Source organism: Faecalibacterium sp. IP-3-29 (assembly GCF_023347335.1).
In the GTDB taxonomy this organism is placed as follows: Bacteria; Bacillota; Clostridia; order Oscillospirales; family Ruminococcaceae; genus Faecalibacterium; species Faecalibacterium duncaniae.
This window is the reverse complement of the sequence record NZ_CP094471.1, coordinates 333,074-348,884: the sequence shown is the minus strand read 5'-3', so window position 1 is coordinate 348,884 and position 15,811 is coordinate 333,074. Positions and strand designations below refer to the sequence as shown.

17 protein-coding genes, 1 pseudogene and 1 riboswitch are annotated in these 15,811 nt (G+C 56.0%); of the genes and pseudogenes, 10 read left to right on the top strand and 8 right to left on the bottom strand.

Features of this window, described 5'->3' with window-relative positions:
* Positions 1–47: 47 nt before the first annotated feature.
* The 5 genes from MTP40_RS01575 (at position 48) to MTP40_RS01555 (ending at position 4,729) form a co-directional block, all read left to right on the top strand.
* On the top strand, positions 48–866 hold the full coding sequence (locus MTP40_RS01575) for a PTS mannose/fructose/sorbose/N-acetylgalactosamine transporter subunit IIC (protein ID WP_005933029.1): 819 nt from the start codon (positions 48–50) through the stop codon (positions 864–866).
* Complete coding sequence (locus tag MTP40_RS01570; RefSeq protein WP_207684391.1) at positions 866–1,681, top strand: PTS system mannose/fructose/sorbose family transporter subunit IID; 816 nt, start codon at positions 866–868, stop codon at positions 1,679–1,681. The genes MTP40_RS01575 and MTP40_RS01570 overlap by 1 nt, the downstream gene beginning before the upstream one ends.
* A gap of 91 nt (positions 1,682–1,772) precedes the next feature.
* Positions 1,773–2,714: a hypothetical protein gene (locus MTP40_RS01565; protein WP_005933025.1), complete on the top strand. Its 942-nt coding sequence runs from the start codon at positions 1,773–1,775 to the stop codon at positions 2,712–2,714.
* A 3-nt stretch (positions 2,715–2,717) separates the two neighbouring features.
* Positions 2,718–3,905, top strand: coding sequence for an N-acetylglucosamine-6-phosphate deacetylase (locus tag MTP40_RS01560; RefSeq protein ID WP_005933024.1), 1,188 nt, complete (start codon positions 2,718–2,720; stop codon positions 3,903–3,905).
* Between the two features lie 17 nt (positions 3,906–3,922).
* The gene (locus tag MTP40_RS01555; RefSeq protein WP_005933023.1) at positions 3,923–4,729 is read left to right on the top strand and encodes a ChbG/HpnK family deacetylase; all 807 of its coding nucleotides are present in this window, start codon (positions 3,923–3,925) and stop codon (positions 4,727–4,729) included.
* Positions 4,730–4,989: 260 nt separating this feature from the next.
* A riboswitch (cyclic di-GMP riboswitch) is annotated at positions 4,990–5,064 on the top strand.
* 92 nt (positions 5,065–5,156) lie between these two features.
* Here the strand turns inward: MTP40_RS01555 and MTP40_RS01550 are convergent.
* The 3 genes and pseudogenes from MTP40_RS01550 to rplM all read right to left on the bottom strand — a co-directional run.
* Positions 5,157–5,498, bottom strand: a pseudogene (locus MTP40_RS01550) (BRO-N domain-containing protein); the annotation flags it as partial.
* Between the two features lie 286 nt (positions 5,499–5,784).
* Positions 5,785–6,183, bottom strand: a complete 399-nt coding sequence (gene rpsI, locus MTP40_RS01545; RefSeq protein ID WP_005929995.1) for a 30S ribosomal protein S9 — start codon at positions 6,181–6,183, stop codon at positions 5,785–5,787.
* Positions 6,184–6,200: 17 nt separating this feature from the next.
* Complete coding sequence (gene rplM / locus MTP40_RS01540) at positions 6,201–6,629, bottom strand: 50S ribosomal protein L13 (protein ID WP_005929998.1); 429 nt, start codon at positions 6,627–6,629, stop codon at positions 6,201–6,203.
* A gap of 287 nt (positions 6,630–6,916) precedes the next feature.
* Here rplM and MTP40_RS01535 point away from each other — a divergent pair, with 287 nt between their 5' ends.
* Genes MTP40_RS01535 through lepA form a run of 4 tightly spaced genes read left to right on the top strand, consistent with a single transcriptional unit; the run spans position 6,917 to position 11,303 of the window.
* Positions 6,917–7,486, top strand: a complete 570-nt coding sequence (locus MTP40_RS01535; protein WP_097772909.1) for a hypothetical protein — start codon at positions 6,917–6,919, stop codon at positions 7,484–7,486.
* A complete protein-coding gene (locus MTP40_RS01530; RefSeq protein WP_207684390.1) occupies positions 7,483–8,283 on the top strand; it encodes a tRNA 2-thiocytidine biosynthesis TtcA family protein in 801 nt (266 codons plus the stop codon). Before MTP40_RS01535 ends, MTP40_RS01530 begins: the two co-directional genes overlap by 4 nt.
* On the top strand, positions 8,264–9,469 hold the full coding sequence (alr, locus tag MTP40_RS01525) for an alanine racemase (protein WP_207684389.1): 1,206 nt from the start codon (positions 8,264–8,266) through the stop codon (positions 9,467–9,469). The genes MTP40_RS01530 and alr overlap by 20 nt, the downstream gene beginning before the upstream one ends.
* Positions 9,470–9,491: 22 nt before the next feature.
* Positions 9,492–11,303, top strand: a complete 1,812-nt coding sequence (gene lepA, locus MTP40_RS01520) for a translation elongation factor 4 (RefSeq protein WP_207684388.1) — start codon at positions 9,492–9,494, stop codon at positions 11,301–11,303.
* A gap of 106 nt (positions 11,304–11,409) precedes the next feature.
* Here the strand turns inward: lepA and MTP40_RS01515 are convergent, their stop codons facing one another.
* Together MTP40_RS01515 and MTP40_RS01510 are read right to left on the bottom strand one after the other, a co-directional pair.
* The gene (locus MTP40_RS01515; RefSeq protein WP_186851638.1) at positions 11,410–12,807 is read right to left on the bottom strand and encodes a hypothetical protein; all 1,398 of its coding nucleotides are present in this window, start codon (positions 12,805–12,807) and stop codon (positions 11,410–11,412) included.
* Positions 12,808–12,827: 20 nt separating this feature from the next.
* Positions 12,828–13,193 (bottom strand): hypothetical protein, encoded by a 366-nt coding sequence (locus MTP40_RS01510; RefSeq protein WP_156058929.1) that lies wholly within the window; start codon positions 13,191–13,193, stop codon positions 12,828–12,830.
* A 118-nt stretch (positions 13,194–13,311) separates the two neighbouring features.
* On the opposite strand from MTP40_RS01510, the gene MTP40_RS01505 reads away from it, so the two are divergent.
* Positions 13,312–13,533: a helix-turn-helix domain-containing protein gene (locus MTP40_RS01505; protein ID WP_117534224.1), complete on the top strand. Its 222-nt coding sequence runs from the start codon at positions 13,312–13,314 to the stop codon at positions 13,531–13,533.
* 67 nt (positions 13,534–13,600) lie between these two features.
* On the opposite strand, the gene MTP40_RS01500 is transcribed toward MTP40_RS01505, so the two are convergent.
* The 3 genes from MTP40_RS01500 to glmM are packed head-to-tail and all read right to left on the bottom strand — an operon-like array spanning position 13,601 to position 15,739.
* Positions 13,601–13,882, bottom strand: coding sequence for a hypothetical protein (locus tag MTP40_RS01500; RefSeq protein ID WP_207684387.1), 282 nt, complete (start codon positions 13,880–13,882; stop codon positions 13,601–13,603).
* A gap of 11 nt (positions 13,883–13,893) precedes the next feature.
* Entirely contained in the window at positions 13,894–14,328 is a 435-nt protein-coding gene (locus MTP40_RS01495; protein ID WP_186851636.1) for an InlB B-repeat-containing protein, read from the bottom strand.
* 25 nt (positions 14,329–14,353) lie between these two features.
* Positions 14,354–15,739: a phosphoglucosamine mutase gene (gene glmM, locus MTP40_RS01490; protein ID WP_249257821.1), complete on the bottom strand. Its 1,386-nt coding sequence runs from the start codon at positions 15,737–15,739 to the stop codon at positions 14,354–14,356.
* Between the last annotated feature and the right edge of the window lie 72 nt (positions 15,740–15,811).

The following is a 15,811-nucleotide window of genomic DNA, read 5'->3' as shown; positions in this document are numbered from 1 at the left end:
GGTGCTCTGCCTGAAAATAGAAAAAAGTACAAGGAGGAAAAATCGCTATGTCAATTACCGCTGCAATCATCTGTGCAGTCGTGTATGCGGTCATCAACTGGCTTGACCCGTACACCCTGTCCTGGCAGTGCCTGAACCGCCCCATCGTGGTGGCACCGCTGGTCGGCCTGCTTCTGGGCGACTTCCAGACCGGCATCATCATGGGTGCTTCGCTGGAAGCAATCTTCATGGGCATCTCTGCTGTGGGCGGCTCGATTCCGTCCGACTGCCTGTCCGGCTCCATCATCGCTGTGGCGTATACCATCGTGGTGGGCGGCGACGGTGCCATGGAAACCGGTCTGGCTCTGTCCCTGACCATCGGTACCGTGATGTCTACCATCAACACCATGCTGATGCCTCTGTGGGCCGGCCTGGCTCCCTACTGGGAGAGACTGGCTTCTGAGTGCAAGCCCAACAAGTTCCGTGCCATCTCCATGGTCGTCAACTTCATCGCCTGCCTGCCCGGTGCGGCAATCATCTTCTTGGGCGTTGCCTTTGGCATCGAGGGTCTGCAGGCTGGTCTGGCTGCCTGCCCCGCATGGGTCATGACAGGTCTGGCCGCTGCCGGTACCATGATGACCGCCGTCGGTTTCGGCATCCTGCTGTCCATGATCTGGTCCACCGATATCGCTGTGTTCTACTTTGTCGGCTTTATCTGCGCCAAGAGCCTGGGCCTGAGCAGCCTTGGTATCGCCGTCATCGGTGCAGCCATCGCCCTGACCCTGTTCTTCATTGACAAGCGCATCATTGATGCAAAGAACGCTGTGGCTGCTGCCCCCGCTGCGGGTGCTGCTGCCCCTGCCAACAGTGAGGAGGATTTCTTCTGATGGAAAAGAAAGTTGTCAGCGCAGAGGAAAATAAGATCCTCAAAAAGATGTTCTGGAACAGCCATCTGGTCTTTGCAAACTTCAACATGACCAAGATGGAAGCCAATGGTTTCACCATGACCATGGCCCCCGCCGTGGAGAGTATCTATGGCGACGATATCGAAGGCAAGAAGGCCGCTTATGCCCGCCATCAGTCCTTCTTCAATACCCATGCAGTCGCATTCAACTTTATCGCAGGTCTGTGCTACGCACTGGAAAAGGACTGCCACGACGGTAAAGTTCCCGGCGAGACCATTGATGCCATCAAGGCTTCCCTGATGGGCCCCACCGCCGGTATGTTCGACTCCATCTTCTTCAACTGCCTGCGTGTCATCGGTGCCGGTATTGCAATCGGTCTGTGCTCGCAGGGCAACATCCTCGGCACCTTCATCTTCATCCTGCTGTATGGCATTTCGCAGTCCCTGCTCAAATGGGTCCTGCTGAAACTGGGCTACACACTGGGCACAAGCTTCATCGACACCGTCTTTAACAGCGGCCTGATGAGCGTTGCGACCCGCTGTGCATCCATCCTCGGCCTGATGATGGTCGGTGCCATGACGGCAACCACCGTGGGCTTCCCCCTGAACTGGACGCTGAACATCGGCGAGACCTCCATCGTGGTCTCCGAGCTGTTTGATGCCATCTATCCGGGCATTCTGAGCTTGGCTCTGGTGCTGTTCATGATGTGGCGAATCAAGAAGGGCAACCGCCCCACACAGCTGATCATCGGTCTGCTGATCTTTGGTCTGCTGGGCGCATTCCTTGGAATCTTCTAAAAAAATCAGATCGCCTGATCCTGCAAGGGGTCCGCAGTCCGGCAGGAGTAAAACGCTTCCTGCCGGACTTTTTTGTAGAAGGAGAACGGATATGACATTGCAAGACCTGATGATGCTGTATGGTGTCACCCTGGGCAAACGGCGCACTGCAAAGCAGAAATATCTTTTTGCCCAGCAGCTCAACGAGAGCCTACCGCCGCTGGGCTGGCCGGTGCGGGTTCAACAGAGGGAAGGACGGTTTTCCAAAATCGAAAACCTGATCGCCGGGGATCTGGCAAATGCAAAGGTCGTCATTGCGGTCCCCTTTGATACGCCGGCAAAGGCGCTGCGGCCCCAGAAATACTATCCGTTCCATCCGGACAAAAATGTTCAGCAGCGGGGGAGAGACCTTGCACTGCAATGCGTGCTGGAACTGCTCTGTTTCGGAGCGGCCTGCCTGATGTTCTGGTCCGGACGGGGAACCGGTGCCATGCTGCCCCGGACGCTGGCGGCACTGCTGCTGGCAGGGGTAGGTGTCTGGCTGCTGCTGCCCCATGCAAGCCCCTGCAACTTCAGCCGCTGTTCCGGTGCGGTCGCCACTGCCGTAAAGCTGGCGGAGGACCTGAGCGGTGAGGAGAACATCGCTTTTGCCTTCTGTGACCATGCAGTGGATAACTATGACGGCTTCCGGCTTCTGGCGCAGGAGATGCCAACTGCGGCAACTGTTCTGCTGCTGGACAATCTGACCAGCGGCCCGGCAGTGGCGCTGGCGCACGGCGAGTACCGGAAAGAGGCGGCGGAACAGCTGTGCAGTTTGTTGCCGGAGGATAAGGTCTATGACCGGAACTACCCGGAGGAACAGCGGCAGCGGAATCTGCTGGCGCTCTTTCCCAGAGGGATGATGCTCAGCTGTGGACGAGTGGAAAAAGGCGAATTTGTTGTGGAGAATACCTGCTGTGCACAGGACCATGTACTGGATCTGCCCCGGATGGAGCGGATGGAACGGGCGTTGGCCGATTTTGCAAAACAGGAAGCAAATAAGAAGGAGAACTGAATTATGAAACTGCATTCCAACCGCATTTATACGCCGGAAGGCCCCAAGGCAGGTGTGCTGACTGTGGAAGGCGGCAAGATCACTGCCTTTGCAGAAAACACGACCGACCCCGAAGCCATTGAATACGGCGACCAGCGAATTATCCCCGGCATTTTTGATACTCATAACCACGGCACCTGCGGTTATGATATCATGAATAAGAATGCCCCCCATGAAAAGCAGATCGCATCCGTGAAAGGTTATCTGAAGGGGCTGGCAAGTCAGGGCACCGTGAACATCTTCCCGACGGTGTGCGACCCGGATTCCATCCGTGCGGTGGCAGAGGTGGCAAAAGAGGGTGATCAGGACGGTGCAACCATTCTGGGTATCCACAGCGAAGGCCCCTGGCTGAACCGCACCGGTGAAAAAGGCATCCGTACCGGCTGGCCGGAGGTAAGTATGGAGACGGCACATGCCATGGTGGAAGCCGGCGGCGGGTGGCTGCGTCTTGTGGCACTGGCACCGGAGATCCCCGGGATGGACCCCATCATCGAGTATTTCCTCTCGCAGGGCATCACAGTGGCAGCCGCCCACAGTGACAACAACTATAAGCAGGCCATGGCCGCCTATGCCAAGGGCATCAGTGTGGCGACCCATACCGGCAACGTCATGACCGATATGCATCACCGGGACATCGGCGGTCTGGGAGCAGCCCTGACCAATGAAAACGTTACCTGTGAGGTGATCTGCGACGGCCTGCACATCTGCGATGAGATGCTGGGCATCTACTTCAAGGTCAAGAGCACCGACAAATTCATGATGGTCAGTGACTGTACGGCTCTGTCCGGTGCACCGGTGGGCAAGTATGAGGGCATCTTTGAGGGGATGGCCCTGAATGTGACCCCGGAGGGCTTTGTTCTGACCGATACCGGCCGCCTGTGCGGTTCCAGCCAGCCGGTGCTGTTCGACATCAGAAATCTGGTGAACAATGTTGGCATCCCGCTGGAGACCTGCCTGAAGATGGCCTGCCTCAATCCCTGCATCAAGTATGGTTTTGCCGACCGCAAGGGTACCATTGAAGTGGGCAAGGACGCAGATCTGGTGGTCATCAGCGACGATTATCAGGCACAGGTCACCTACGCCGAGGGCCGGAAGGTCTATGACCGCAGCACCGAGGGCAAGATCTTCAATGCGGATTATCTGAACCGATAAGGACAAAGGAAACAGCTATGAGCAAGAAGTTGATCGTAGTAGCCGATGATTTCGGCTTCAGTGAGGCATACAACTATGGTGTCATCAAAGCCTATAAGGAGGGCGTGGTCTGCACCCTCTCGCTGATGAGCAACATGGCCGCCGTCCCCCATGCGGTGAAACTCTGGCAGAGCGAGTGCCCGGAGGTGCCGCTGGTCCAGCACACCAATTTTGTGCAGTACCGCCCCGTCAGCGCCCCGGAAAAGGTGCCCACGCTGGTAAACGAAGAGGGAATGTTCTACCGCAGCTATCTGTGGAAGAGCGAGAATCCCAATGATGCCAAATGCAAGGGCGAAGTTTACCCCAGCTATGAGGACCTGTATACCGAGACCATGGCCCAGCTGGACCGGCACAAAGAACTTGTGGGACATTATCCCCGGCATTTTGAGGGCCACAGCGCCATGACAAGGCCCATGGAGCAGGCGTTCCGGGATATCGGAAAGAAGCTGGGCATCCATAACATGGGCGATACGCTGGCCGAAGAACTGCCGATGAAACCGGCCTGCGAGCTGTTCAGTTTGGGCAACAGCAACGCAATGGAGATTCTGAACCGGGGCAGCCGCCCGGAGGACTGGCTGGAAGACCGCTTCGGCATCCTGAGCTCTCCCTACGAGTACAATATCCTACATTTCCATCCGGGTTATCTGGATCAGTACCTTCTGGACAATACTTCCCTGACCCTGCCCCGCTGCCGTGATCTGGCGACCCTGTGTGACCCGCAGGTTCGTCGCTGGCTGGATGAGCATGAGGTGGAACTGACCAACTTTGATGCCCTGTACGAATAACTGCGCCATTTCCAAGTGATACTTTATCATCCTCCATAGGAACGCCGCTGCACAGAATTGCGACCTGTGCGGCGGCGTTTTCTTAGTAATGGCTTAACCCTCTCAGCCAAAGTCTTTGACTGAGAGGGCCCCCCACCCCCGTCAAATCGCACTAAAAAATAGACTGCATTTGTTACAAATGACAAACTCATGGAAAACCCCTTGATTCCTATATAGGGGGCATAATAAAATGCAAAAGAGCCCTCCCCCCACACACAAAACAGAAGAATCGGCAAACCAGCTGGAAGGCTGCGACGCAAAGCTAAAGGGCCCAGACCGGGCAGCCAGCTGCACTTCCCCAGAAGTACACCACAGCGTCACACCAGCCTTTCGGGGCAGGTGCGGTGCCTTTTTACATTTGCGACGGATGCAGGGAAAAGCGTTTGGGATACACACCATGTTTGCGGATGGAAGGGAGAACTTCATCAAACACCCAGTGTTCAAATCGTTCTGCCGATGGCAGCTTGCTGTGAACGATCAGCCTATAAACATCGCCTTCTGTGATAAAGGAAATTTCAACGACCTGCTCTCCAGCACTTCCATACTGATTCACCTTCTGAACGACCCCCTCGCGTTTCGTTAGGGGGCCTCTGCAATGGCGCTTCACAGCGGCGTAGGGATTCACATACCCCAACGCTTTCGCCACGTCGCTTGCACAGAAGAAGGTCTTGCCTGCCTCCTGCAACACGCGGATCGAACCGAACTCCTGGTTCTCAAACACTTCCATCATCTAGTCCAAACAGAATTTCAGGCATAGAAAAAGCCCGGGAAATGGTGTATTCCCGGGCTTTTTTAGCATTATTAAGCTGTAGATTAGCGCTTGGAGAACTGGGGTGCATCGCTGGCAGGGCTGCGCCCTGCACGCGATGCTTGAGCAAAGATCTTCAGCGCCACCGGCTCGCCCCTTGCGGGGCAACCGCCGGAGATGCGCAGTCGTGCTCCCCAGTTCTCCGGGAAAGCAGGCAACAAAAAACGGCTCTGCCGAAGCAGAGCCGTAAAGATACATCTGAAATAAATCAGCGCTTGGAGAACTGGGGTGCACGACGTGCAGCCTTCAGACCGTACTTCTTACGCTCCTTCATACGAGGATCGCGGGTCAGGAAGCCAGCCTTCTTCAGAACAGAACGATTCTCATCGCTCTGCTGCAGCAGGGCGCGGGACAGGCCGTGGCGGATAGCGCCAGCCTGGCCGGAAACACCGCCGCCAGAAACGCGGACGACGACATCGTACTTGCCCTCCAGGCCCAGCAGGACCAGCGGAGAACGGACGATCAGCTTCAGGGTCTCCAGACCGAAGTAGTTGTCGATATCACGATCGTTGATGGTGATCTTGCCGGTGCCGGTGTAAACGCGAACGCGGGCAACGGAATCCTTACGACGACCAGTGCCGTAGAAATAAGGTTTGGTTTCGTACATGTTCGATTGCCTCCTTCTTAGAACTCGATCTTCTCGGGCTTCTGAGCTGCGTGAGCGTGCTCGGCACCCTGGTAGCAGTGCAGACGGGTCAGAGCCTTAGCACCGATGGTGTTGGAAGGGATCATGCCCTTGATAGCGTAGGTCATAGCCAGGTCGCTGTTCTCAGCCATCAGCTTGCTGTACTGGACCTTCTTCAGGCCGCCAATGTACTTGCTGTGGGTGATGTGGAACTTCTGCTCAGCCTTCTTGCCGGTCAGAACTGCCTTGTCGCAGTTGACGACAACGACGTAATCGCCGCAATCGACATTGGGGGTGTAGTTGACCTTCTGCTTGCCGCGCAGCAGAACAGCGGCCTCAGCAGCGACGTGACCCAGGCTCTTGCCGGTTGCGTCGAGCAGATACCACTTGCGCTCGACTTCAGCGGGCTTTACGAGAGTAGTGCTCATATCTATTTCCTCCTGATAAGTGTTTGGTACGATTCAGGCGCCTTTGGGGCGCGAGTGTCAGTATACAACACAAAAAAGCGCCTGTCAACATCTTTTTGCGATTTTTTCAGTGGAAATTTTTATACCTCTCAAAATCTCTTGAATCCTCTCGAAATCTCGTTATTTCTAAAATCGCATTTTCAAAAAGTTTTTCGGCCTCCGGGGGGCAAATTTGTCCCGGCGGCGCTACAATTTTGCCGCTAAGTGTGTTATACTATATAAGATATTGTAAAAAGGAGTTTTTTCCCATGCCGAAAGACATTCACACGCAGGATTCCTCCCAGCAGCGGGCCTCCAGGCTGCTGCTCGCCATGGGCGTGATCGTGCTTTTGGGTGCGCTGGCCTACTTTGGGCTGACGCTGGCCGTCAACCGCCGCACTCCCGCCAACCCCGACACCCACTTTGATGCGGAGAATGGCATCTCGGTGGATTACGAAAGTGCCGTCTGGCCCGTCTGCCAGATGACCGAGGATGCCGCGCTGGGCCATGCGCTGCAGCTGGCTTCCGGTGAGGACAGCGCCAACGCCAACTATCAGGTGGTGCTGTTCCAGCGGGGTGACAAAGCCACTTACGAAGATTTCATCGGCCAGTCGGAAGCCGACCTGAAAGCAGCCTACGGTGTCATCAGCCCCCGCAAGGTCAAGCTGCAGGTGGAGGGTGCCACGGTCACTGCCGTGCGCTGTGATATCCAGGCCTACTACGCCGTGCTGGCCACCATCGAATACGACAGCGGCGATGTGGTCTATGTCTCCGGCCTGACCAAACTGGCCTCCATCAGCGATATCGTCAATCTGGTGGAAAGCGTGAGCCTGACATGAGCGATCCACACGCCATGCAGCGGCTCTGCGGCCTGATGCGCAAGGCCGTGCAGGATTACGAGATGATCTCCCCCGGTGATAAGATCATGGTGGGCGTTTCGGGCGGCAAGGACAGCGTGGCTCTGACCATCGGGTTGGCCCAGCTGCGCCGTTACCTCGGCTTTGATTATGAGGTCGTGGCCGTCACCCTTGACCCGCAGTTTGACCACCAGGCTGTGGATTACAGCCCGCTGGCGGCGCTGTTCGCCCGGTATGGGGTTCCCTACGAGGTGCGCCGCACCGAGATCGGCCCTATCGTGTTTGAATACCGGCAGGAAAAGAACCCCTGTTCCCTCTGCGCCAGGCTGCGCCGGGGCGCGCTGCACACGGCGGCGCAGGAGCTGGGCTGCAATAAAGTGGCGCTGGGTCACCACCTTGATGATGCTGTCGAGACCTTTTACATGAATCTCTGGCGGGAGGGCCGCATTGGCTGCTTCTCCCCGGTCACCCAGCTGGACCGCCGGGGCCTGACCCTGATCCGCCCCATGCTGCTGGCCACCGAACACGAGGTGCGCTGTGCGGTAAAGGAGGAGGACTTCCCCATCGTCAAGAGCCGCTGCCCCGCCGACGGTGTGACCGTGCGGGAGCAGACCAAGGATTTTGTCCGGGAGCGCTGCCGCACCGACCACGCTTTCCGGCAAAAAACGCTCCATGCCCTGCAGGAGAGCGGCATTGATGGCTGGCGGCCGGTCCACACAGGCCGCGCTTCCAATCCATCCCCAAAGGAGGGAATGCATCATGCAGATGCAGAACTTTGAAAAACACGTCTGGGCTGAGATCGACCTCGATGCCCTGCGGGCCAACTTCCGCACCGTAAAGCAGCGGGCAGGCTGCCTGCCCCTGTGTGCCGTGGTCAAGGCCGACAGCTACGGCCACGGTGCCGTCCAGTGCGCCCGGGTCTTTGCGCAGGAGGGCGCTTCCTGGCTGGCTGTCAGCTGCCTGGCCGAGGCCCTGCAGCTGCGCAGGAGCGGCCAGACCCTGCCCATCCTCATTCTGGGCCATGTGCAGCCCGCGTACGCCGCCGCCCTCATCCGGGACGATATCACCGCGGCCTGCTATTCCCTGCCCCAGGCCAAAGCCCTGAGCGAGGCCGCACAGGCCGCCGGGGGCCGGGTCAAAGTGCATCTGGCTGTGGATACCGGCATGGGCCGCATCGGCTTTGCTCTGCGCACCGATTTTGATGCCGCCATTGCCGAGGCCATCGCCGCCTGCACCCTGCCCGGCCTGGAAATGACCGGCCTGTTCCAGCACTTCTCGGTGGCCGATGACATCGCTGAGGAAAACATTGCCTACACCGCCGAGCAGCACGCGCTGTTCGTGAAGGCGTTCCACGCGCTGAAGGCTACCGGGCACGAACCCGGCATCGTCCACTGCGACAACTCTGCCGGTGTGATGCTCCACCCGGACTGGCCCGAGGGCCTGCCCCGGGCACACTGCATGGCCCGCCCCGGCATCATCCTGTACGGCTTTGACCCCAGCGATGAAATCCGCTTCGGGCTGTTCCGCCCGGCAATGAAACTCAAGACCGTGGTCAGCATGGTCAAGGTGCTGCAGCCGGGCCAGTCCACCAGCTATGGCCGCCGGTTCACAGCAGAGCGGCCCACACCGGTGGCCACCCTCTGCACCGGCTACGCCGATGGCTACCCCCGCCAGCTCAGCTGCGGCAAGGGCATCGTGGAGATCCACGGCACGCCCTGCCCGGTGCTGGGCCGGGTCTGTATGGATCAGATGATGGTGGATCTCTCCGCTGTGCCGGACACGGTGCAGGAGGGGGACGAAGCCATCCTGTGGGGCGGCACTGTCAGCGACAGTGCAGAGGACATTGCCCGCAAAACCGATACCATCACCTACGAGGTGCTCTGCGGCGTTTCCCGCCGGGTGCCCCGCGTTTATCTGGAACACGGCACCACCGCTGCCGTAGAGGACTGGATCCTGAACGACTAACACACTCTCCCGGAGGAATTACATGGCAAGAGACAACATCCGAAATTTCTGCATCATTGCACACATCGACCACGGCAAGTCCACCCTGTCGGACCGCATCCTGGAGCTGACCAAAAGCGTGGACGAGCGCACCATGGAGGATCAGATCCTCGATAACATGGACATCGAGCGGGAGCGCGGCATCACCATCAAGGCCCGCGCCGTTACCCTGAACTACACTGCCAAGGACGGCAAGACCTACGAGTTCAACCTCATCGACACCCCGGGCCATGTGGACTTCGCCTACGAGGTCAGCCGCAGTCTGGCCGCCTGTGAGGGTGCCATTCTGGTGGTGGATGCCACCCAGGGTGTGGAGGCCCAGACGCTGGCCAACACCTATATGGCGCTGGAGCACGATCTGGAGCTGGTGCCCATCCTGAACAAGATCGACCTGCCCAGCGCCCACCCGGACGAGGTGGCCCAGGAGGTGGAGGATGTGATCGGCCTGCCCTGCATGGATGCGCCCCGCGTCTCCGCCAAGACCGGCCTGAATATCGATCAGGTGCTGGAGCGGGTGGTCAGCGATATCCCCGCCCCCACCGGTGACCCGGACGCTCCCCTCAAGGCCCTGATCTTTGACAGCATCTACGACAGCTACAAGGGCGTTATCGTCTACATCCGCGTGTTCGAGGGCACGGTGAAGCCCGGCGACACCATCAAGATGATGGCCACCGGGGCCGAGTTCACACTGGTAGAGGTGGGCCACATGGGTGCCACCAGCCTGACCCCCTGCAGCCAGCTGCAGGCCGGCGAGGTCGGCTACCTGACCGCCAGCATCAAGACCGTGCAGGACACCCGCGTGGGCGATACCGTCACACTGGCAGACCGCCCCACCTCCGAGGCCCTGCCCGGCTACCGTCAGGTCAAGCCCATGGTGTTCTGCGGCATCTACCCCGCCGACGGTGCCAAGTACCCCGACCTGAAAGACGCGCTGGAAAAACTGCAGCTGAACGACGCTTCCCTGACCTTTGAACTTGAGACCAGTGCCGCGCTGGGCTTTGGCTTCCGCTGCGGCTTCCTGGGCCTGCTCCACATGGAGATCATCACCGAGCGTCTCGAGCGGGAGTTCGACCTGGATATCATCACCACGACCCCCAGCGTCCGCTACCGCCTGACCATGACAGACGGCACTGTGGAGATGATCGACAACCCCTCCAGCTACCCAGACCCCTCCAACATCGTCAAGCAGGAGGAGCCTTTTGTGGATGTCCACCTTTACACCCCCAACGATTACGTGGGTGCCCTGATGGATCTGTGCCAGCAGAAGCGCGGCGTGCTCATCGACATGAAGTATCTGGATGATGTCCGCGTGGACCTGCACTACGCCCTGCCTCTGGGCGAGATCGTCTACGACTTCTTCGATGCCATCAAGAGCCGCAGCCGCGGTTACGCCAGCTACGACTACGAGTTCAAGGAGTACCGCGAGAGCGATCTGGTCAAGCTGGACTTCCTGCTGAATGGTGACCCTGTGGACGCACTCTCCATGATCGTGTTCCGGGACAACGCCTACGCCAAGGGCCGCCGCATCTGCGAAAAGCTGCGGGATAACATTCCCCGCACCCTGTTCGAGATCCCGGTGCAGGCCGCCATCGGCGGCAAGATCATCGCCCGTGAGACCGTCAAGGCCATGCGCAAGGACGTGCTGGCCAAGTGCTACGGCGGCGATATCTCCCGCAAGAAGAAGCTGCTGGAAAAGCAGAAGGAGGGCAAAAAGAAGATGCGCCAGCTCGGCAGCGTCTCCCTGCCCAGTGAGGCCTTTACCGCCGTGCTGAAGCTCGACAGCGACGACAACTGATTCTTTATCCCTTCTATCATAGAATAACAGCAACAGCCCCCACCAGATACAGCAAAAAGCTGCATACCGTGGGGGCTGTTGCATTATTCTTGCCCTTCTTTACTTATCAGCATAAAAATTCAGCCGAACCATTTTTATCTATTCTTACAATTTCTCCATTTATTGTTGCATAGAGCGATTCATTATAAATCTCATAGGCCGAATTCCAATATCCGTTTGCTCCATCAAATACAAACGTTTCTACGTCACTAAGATTCTGTCCCACCTGATTGATTGTCGTATAATAGTCATTTTCTTGACTCACTGTTACCAGTAATCCATCTTTCGTTGGATATATGCTCTTTATTGTCCCCTTTTGCGGTTCAACACTCCACGTCCCGTCTTTTCTTATGATTCCCCAAAAAGGAACCCCATCAGGATTCAGCATTTGCAATGCAGCATACCCATTCATAAATCGTGGTTCATCAGTTGTAACCGGCTGAATGTTATACTGGCTCAAATCGATGATACAGTTCAAGTGAATATCATAAAATCCTGATGGATATTTCTCAAACTCACCTGTATCTCTTCTTGCATCAAGGTAAATCAGCCCCTCTGCCAATACTGGCGTTCCACTTCGCTGTGATTTAATACTCTTCCACTCCGGCAGTTCATTAAAGTCATCGTCCAAAACTCGAATGCTCGGTGCTGTCTGAAACATCACACCATTTTCCATTCTAATCTGACATGCATTAAATTCAGAAATATAATGGAGTTTTCCATTTGCAATGTTTATAAAGACATATCCATTCCATCCTCGGACACGATAAAGCGTTCCTCCGCAATAAATGAACGGAGTAGAGATTCCTTCTGCATTCATATCATATCCAGCATTCACAAGTGTCTCATAAAGATCATTCGGATTAAGCTCAGAGAACTCTGGCTGTGTCGTATCGCATTGAAAACAGATTGAGCTATCCATTTTTCTTGCGGTAAACGTAACTTTTGTCCCATCGATTCCATCTTCTCTCTTTATCGACCATAGAAGAACGCCCTCTTCATCCTTTGCAAACCGGATAATTTTTTCATTCTCTGGAAGCCATGATACCAGCAGCTGCGTTCCGTCTTCTGTTGCCATCATCCCATTACTAAGTAAGCACATACCATTATAGTATCCAGACACAACCCTGCTTCCGTCTTCAAACAGGTGATGAACCATTCCCTGTGCATCAAAAAGAACGCTTTTGTTCGATTGACCATCTCTGATTTCGCCTACTGAAAGTTCATCAAAATTGGGGAATGTCAAGTAAACATGCCCCTCTCCCACAGCTTCTAACAAACTCATCTTATCCGTAACGTTTTCCGCTGCTTTTTCAGAATCCACTATAGTTTCTTGTTGTTCAGACACACTTTTTCCATCTTGCGGATTCACTGTATCCGAAGCGCTTTTATTTTCCTGACTGCACCCGCAGAACAGTAACAAGGATATTATTGTAAAAAGCACAATATTCTTTAAGTTTTTCATATTGTCCTCTCCCGGAAGCTTTAATGTTTTAACGCTTCTTCAGCCGTATGATAATATGTGACAGTTTCACCATTGGGCAACTCAAGTTCAAGCGAATTATCATCGACAGCTGTAATAGGATAGGTTCTTGTTTCTCCATAGAAATCTGTAAGTTTCAAGGTATCTTCATCTACAATGCTCCATTTTCCCTGTCCGTAGTCTCCTCGAATCTGACAAGTACCATCATCATAAAGCGAAAGGGACAGTCGATCATCTCCTTGGAGATACCAATCCCCACTCATCAGCTCTTCTTTACTTTTTCCGCAACTCGACAACATTCCCATTCCACTTATGAGCACTGCAATTGTGGCCATTCTCAAGAAGTTTCGACGTGTAATCTCTTTCATTTTGCATCCTCCTCAAGCAATTCCTGTATTTTTGATATCCAATTGGATATCATACACCCAGCATAGCATCTCCTTGCGGTATTATCAAGATATCCATTCAGATATCAGGAGGATTTTTATGGCCTACTACCGCCGAATCCGTGACATGCGCGAAGATCACGACTTAACTCAACGTCAACTTGCCGCCATTCTAAAAATGCCACAATCTCAGTATAACCGCTATGAACAAGGACTAAGAGACATTCCAACCGTTACATTAATTCAACTTGCTGATCTATACCATACCTCTACCGATTATCTTCTTGGTCGAATAGAAAATCCGGAATTTCCCAAAACATAAACAGAGAGCTCCCCCTGCATCATTTTGCTGCGATGCAAGAGAGCTCTCTATTTATTGTCTTACTTTCTCAGTTCAGGTTTATGAACCAGTTCATGGTATCCTTGATGCCTTCCATGGAATTCTTGATGATCTTTCCATAGACATAAATGGTATACGCCGCTCCGACGATCTGCACAAAGGCTTTTCCAAGCTCCACGCCATAGCTCAGCAGCGGCTTGACCTGATGCCAGAGGGAGCGGATCTGATCCTTCAGCGCTCCTACCCAGGCAGGAGCGCCGCCGGAGATCTGCTCCAGCTCCTCAGCGGGAATGACGGTGCACTGCGCCGGAAATTTTAAGTTCTGCTGCATGTCCGCTCCTCTCAAAGTGCCAGGCTTGCCAGCAGCACCAGAACGACGCTTCCGGCCGCCAGCCCCATCGTTGTAAGAAGGGTGTCCGGGTCTACCTCTTTTTCCTCCACCACTTCCGCGCTGCCGCCGTTGGCAGACCAATGGGCATAGACGGTGGTATCCGCACCAAACGCCGTATCGTTGGCTTTGACCTGCACATCAATGGGAAAACCGGTGACATCATCTGTGCCAGAGGTGTACCAGCCATCGAAGGTATAGCCCTCCATGCTGGCACCGGGCAGGCTGCCCAGTTTGCCCTCGTCATTGGTGCGCTCCGCGGCAGAGGTACAGATACCGCCGTTGGCATCAAAATAGACGATGACCTTTGCCGCAAAAGCGGTGGGGGTACACAGGCAGACCGCCAGCACACAGGCCAGCCCCGCCAGCATCCGTTTGAACTTCTTCATCCTGCGCTCTCTTTCCGGCTCAGCGTCAGACGTTGTAGCCCTGTGCCTTGATGACATCCACCACCTGAGAAACATACTTCTGGCAGGTGTCGTGGTCGGGGGCCTCCACCATCACGCGGACCACCGGCTCGGTGCCGGACTCCCGGACAAGGATGCGGCCGGTATCGCCCAGTACCTCGGCCACCGCCTTGACAGCGGCCTGCACAGCAGCATCGTCCTGCGCGGCCTTCTTATCGGTCACACGGACATTCTCCAGCACCTGCGGGTAGATCTTCAGCGGGGCGGCCAGCGCACTCAGGGGCTTCTTCTTGGCCAGCATGACCTCCATCATCTTCAGGCTGGTCAGGATGCCGTCACCGGTGCTGGCGTACTTGGAGAAGATGATGTGGCCGCTCTGCTCACCGCCGATGCGGCAGCCGTTCTTTGCCATATACTCGTAGACATACTTGTCGCCCACGGCAGTCTTGGCGTAGCCGATGCCCTGCTCGTCAAAGGCCTTGTACAGGCCAAAGTTGGACATGACTGTGGTGACAACGGTGTTGGTCAGCAGCTTGCCGCGCTCCTTCATGTAGCAGCCGTAGATGTACAGGATGTGGTCACCGGTGATCACATTGCCCTTTTCGTCCACGCAGAGGCAACGGTCTGCATCGCCGTCATAGGCAAAGCCCACGTCCAGACCCTTTTCCACCACGAACTTCTGCAGACCCTCGATGTGGGTGGAGCCTGCGTTCAGGTTGATGTTCAGGCCGTTGGGCTGGTTATTGATGACATAGGTGTCTGCACCCAGCGCATCGAACACGCTCTTGGCAATGTTCCAGCTGGCACCGTTGGCGCAGTCCAGACCCACCTTGATGCCCTTGAAGGAGTAGATGCCCAGGCTGATGAGGTAGCCCATGTAGCGGTTGCGGCCCGCCACATAGTCCACGGTGCAGCCGATGTGCTCCCGGTGGGCAAAGGGCAGCTCCGGCCAGTCCTGATCAAAGACATGGAGCTTGCCGTCGATGTAGTCCTCCACCAGCAGCAGGGTCTCCTCGGGCATCTTTTCGCCGTAGCAGTCGATCAGCTTGATGCCGTTGTCGTAGAACGGGTTATGGCTGGCGGAGATCATAATGCCGCAGTCAAAATCATCCACGCGGGCAATGTAGGCCACGCTGGGGGTGGTGGTGACGTGGAGCAGGTAGGCATCCGCACCGGAAGCGGTCAGGCCCGCCACCAGGCTGTACTCGAACATGTAGGAGCTGCGGCGGGTATCCTTGCCGATGACGATGCGGGCAGGCTCGTTGTTGCCGCTGCGCTCCCGCAGTGCATTATAATACCAGCCCAGAAAACGGCCCACCTTGTAGGCGTGGTCGGCGGTCAGGTTCACACCGGCCTCGCCACGGAAGCCGTCGGTGCCAAAATATTTTCCCATAGTCCTCTTCTCCTTCTATTGCAACGTTACGGTTTCTCTTATCCCTGAGAGCGCTCTCTCCTTGCTCTCACT